Annotated in this window: 2 protein-coding genes and 2 pseudogenes; all 4 read right to left on the bottom strand. The window is 67.4% G+C overall.

Annotated elements, in window-relative coordinates; translation table 11 throughout:
- Positions 1 to 1,488, bottom strand: a pseudogene (locus tag ABZZ74_RS52920) (ISAzo13 family transposase); the annotation flags it as partial.
- Between the two features lie 68 nt (positions 1,489 to 1,556).
- Positions 1,557 to 1,691, bottom strand: a pseudogene (locus ABZZ74_RS52915) (helix-turn-helix domain-containing protein); the annotation flags it as partial.
- A gap of 499 nt (positions 1,692 to 2,190) precedes the next feature.
- Positions 2,191 to 2,589, bottom strand: coding sequence for a hypothetical protein (locus tag ABZZ74_RS52910; protein WP_356951270.1), 399 nt, complete (start codon positions 2,587 to 2,589; stop codon positions 2,191 to 2,193).
- Positions 2,586 to 3,431, bottom strand: a complete 846-nt coding sequence (locus tag ABZZ74_RS52905; RefSeq protein ID WP_356951269.1) for an IS5 family transposase — start codon at positions 3,429 to 3,431, stop codon at positions 2,586 to 2,588. The genes ABZZ74_RS52910 and ABZZ74_RS52905 overlap by 4 nt, the downstream gene beginning before the upstream one ends.
- Between the last annotated feature and the right edge of the window lie 304 nt (positions 3,432 to 3,735).

Here is a 3,735-nt window from a genome sequence, read left to right as displayed (position 1 = left end):
CTCTTGGCCAGGCCGGTTGCCTCGGCGAGTGGCGTCTGGGCCATGGACCAGCGCTTCGTGAGGAGGAAGACGACAAGCTGGTCGGCGACGGAGAGACGTCTGCTGCCGGCGCCGGGGCCGCCGTCGGGGCGTTTGCCGGGCAGGAAGATCGGCGGGTGCTCGGCACACCAGGCTTGGTAACGGGTGGCGAGATCGTCGAAGGCGGCGGGTTCGAGTCCGGTGAGGCTGGGGTGCCGCTCCACATGGGGAGCTTGTCGCCGGTGGGAAAGCGTCCGAACTCGACGCTGGGCGGGGACGATTCGGGAGCGAGCGGTTCGGGGCGCAGGGTGTAGTTCCACGTGCCGTGCCACTCGTGCGGCGTCAGGGGCAGGCGTTCCACGACGGTGTCGGGGACGGTGACGCCGGTGGGGTAAGCGCCGGGGTCGAGCTCGGCGTGGACGGACAGTCCGCTGCGTGTCGTGGTCGCTCCGATGGTGCTGACGACGACTTCGTGGCTGGTCAGGGGCCTGCCACGCCAGTCGATGCTGATCTGTGAGAACAGCCGGTGCTCTATTTTGTTCCATTTCGATGTTCCCGGCGGAAAGTGACAGACCGTCACCTCAAGGCCCGTCTCGTAGGCGAAGTCCGCGAGTTCCTTCTCCCAGGCGCGCACACGGTAGCCGTTGGAGCCTCCTGCGTCGGCGGTGACCAGCAGGCGGCAAGAGTGCGGGTAGCGGTGGCGCCCCTCACCGTTCCACCAGCGGCGCAAAGTGGCCACCGCGAAGGCAGAGGTGTTTCCCGTCGCAGCCCACCGACACCCAGCCCGCGTCCGCGCCGATGTCGTAGATCCCGTACGGCACCGCCATCTGGGCGCCCTTCTCGGGGAAGTCGTGTGCGCGGACCTGCACCGGCTGTCCGGCGCGGTGCCACTCGCGTCCGATCACCGCGTAGTTGCCCAGCGTCTCCTTCTTCTTGGCATCCACGCTGATGACCGGCTGCCCGGTCGGCGAGGTACGCCGTGACCTGGTTGTTGATGTAGCGGAACTGGGCGTCCCGGTCCGGATGCCGGGCCCCCTCGGTGGTCCTGGAGGTGCCCTGCAGAGAGAAGCCCTCCGTCTTCAACAGCGTGGCCACCGTGTCTGAACCGACCCGGTGGCCCTGACGCGTCAGCTCGGCCGCCAGATTCCGGGTGGACTTCACCGTCTACACCAGCGGAGATTCCGGGTCACCCCGCTGGTCCGGCTCGACCAGCGCCAGCAACGCGGGCACCAGCCCCGGATCGGCCTCCCGCAAGGGCTTCCGGCCCGCGCCCGGTGCCCGGACCCGGCCAGCGTGCTCCTCCGCCTGCTCCAGCTCCCGCTTTCCGCGCGACACCGTGGACTCCGCCACCCCGGCCGCTCCAGCCACCATGCGGATCCCGCCGTGGCCCAGAACACGAGCCGCGGCACCCAGCGTCAGTCGCAGCTGACGCTCATCGAGATGCGGCAGCAACAACCCGAACGCATCCACCAGCTCTGCCCTCGTCCCCTCCGACACCCCCGCATCCTACGACCCAACAGCCCACGAAAGCCGCAGAGTTATTGATCGGCAGGCCCCTGCTCCGGCGACACCGGCCCCTTGGATCGCAGGGCCTGCGTCCCGCCCACGCGCCACAGCCGGCGCCACTGCCGCACAGTGCGCGAGGTGACCCGTAACTCGGCCGCGACCGCACTGGCACTCTCGCCCTACTCAAACAACTCGGCAGCCTTCAGCCGCAGTTGCTCACGCCGTTCCTGCTCGGCGGGCGTGTACCCGCCCCTCTGCGCGTACCGCATGTACCCGCCATACCGCAGGGATCAAGAACCGTCACACCCTCTCGGGGTCTACGAGTTCAACCTGAGTACCACTCCGACATCGGAGTTGGCTCCACCCCACAGCGGGCAGACGGCAGCGGGACCGGACCACGTACTACCGCCTCTAGCTGCGCCTTTCCCTCCCTCAGCCCACGGAGCGCGTCAGCTTCGGGCATCTCAGGGTGGGGCCAAAACGAGTGTCGATCATGGACAAAGTGGGGCCGATTCAACCTGCCGCAAACACACGGGCGCAGGCGGCGGGTCGGACCACCCACCGCGGCCGGTACACGGCCAAACGGCCGCGGCGAGACCCGGCTCGCTTCCCGACCGAGAGTCAGACCGAAAATGCGACGATCACAATGAATGACCTTAGTGGACGTTAAGTCCGTTTCTGGTAGCGGCCTCGTCCGGGTTGAGTGAGGAAGCCTTGGCGGGTGAGGCGTCCGAGGCGGCTTCGGGTGATGTTGACGGATGCCTCGTCGGTGGGCATGCCGAGGAGTCCGTGCAGCTCACGGGCTCGGAACTCTTGATCGGGCTGCTGGTTGAAGGTGTTTACGATGGCCTGGTAGGCGGTGTTCGTCTCGGGCGGTGCGGGCTGGCCTCCAGCCGGTGTGAGTTCGGCGATGACCTTCCGGGTGGTGACCAGGTCCGCGAGCCGCGCTTCGGGCACGGTCAGGGCGGCGGTCAAGTGCTGGATCTGGTCACGCAGTTCGTCGGCACGGGCTGCGGTCTCGTCGTGCTGGGCCTGGAGGTCGGCCAGGAGATCGATGACGTTCACGCGGCCAGCCCGATGGTGTCGCGCCAGGAAGGGGCGGGTGTGGTGAGGCGGCGGGCCATGTTCGCGATTGAGACCCAGTAGACGCGCGAGGCGGACGTGTCGGGCCGGTGATCGTACTCGCGGGCCAGTCGGCGGTGCAGCATCAACGTGCCGTTGACCTGCTCCACGATCCACCTCTTCGGTTGCGGGACGAAGCCTTCAGCCGGGTTGCGGCGGACGACTTCGACGTCGATGTCCAGCAGGGCACCGTGGATGAGGACTTCGTCCTTGAAGCCCTGGTCCACCAGGGCCTTCTCCAGACGCATTCCGCACCGCTCGGCGGCCTGGTCGAGCAGGGCGGTGCCGGCGGCGTTGTCGTGGGCGGATGCGGCGAGCACGACGACGCCGATGATCAGCCCCAGCACGTCGACGGCCAGACCCCGCTTGCGGTCCGACACCTTCTTGTTGGCGTCCAGTCCCGTCGTGATCTTCGGGACACCGGCGGCCGCGCGCACGGACTGGGTGTCGATGATCACGAGGGACGGGTCCTCTAATCGCCGGGCTCTCTCCCGAACGTGGCAGCGCAGGAGTTCCTGGATCCGCTGGTCAAGGCCGTCCTGACGCCACAGCGTGAAGTAGTAGAACACCGCCGACCAGGCCGGCAGGTCATGGGGCAGGTAGCGCCACTGACAGCCCGTCCGGTTCTGGTAGAAGATCGCGTTCACGACCTCCCGCAGATCGCAGGCCCCGGGATCACCGGTCGCCGACCGCGCCACCCTCGCCTGCTTCCAGGCCGTGATCATCGGCTCAATCAACGCCCAATGCTCATCCGACAAGTCGCTCGGATACGGTCTTCGAGCCATGCCCGCATCCCAGCATGCACATGGCGAACGGTCGCCCCCGCACGGCGCTCAGTACCACGATCGAGCGATCACGAACCAGGGAAGATCGGACTTAACGTCCACTTAATTGACCAAGTTATGAACGAAGTTGGGATTCGGATGCGTTCGCGATGCGGTCACTGCGACTGTTCGCCGAACGATTCCTTCCGGGCCCTCCAGCCCCGCATGATGCACCGCCGGGAGCAGTAAACCGCATTCGAACGGCGGTCCACCCCGACCACCCAAGTCGCCCCGCACTCAGGACACTCGGCCAGTCCGGCACCGC

Origin of the sequence: Streptomyces sp. NPDC006476 (genome assembly GCF_040612015.1) — a bacterium.
Taxonomy (GTDB): Bacteria; Actinomycetota; Actinomycetes; order Streptomycetales; family Streptomycetaceae; genus Streptomyces; species Streptomyces griseorubiginosus_B.
This window is presented reverse-complemented; position numbering and strand designations above follow the sequence as displayed.

Excerpts from the sequence above, each read along its gene's own strand:
- ABZZ74_RS52905 (WP_356951269.1), bottom strand. The coding sequence starts at position 3,431 with ATGGCTCGAAGACCGTATCCGAGCGACTTGTCGGATGAGCATTGGGCG.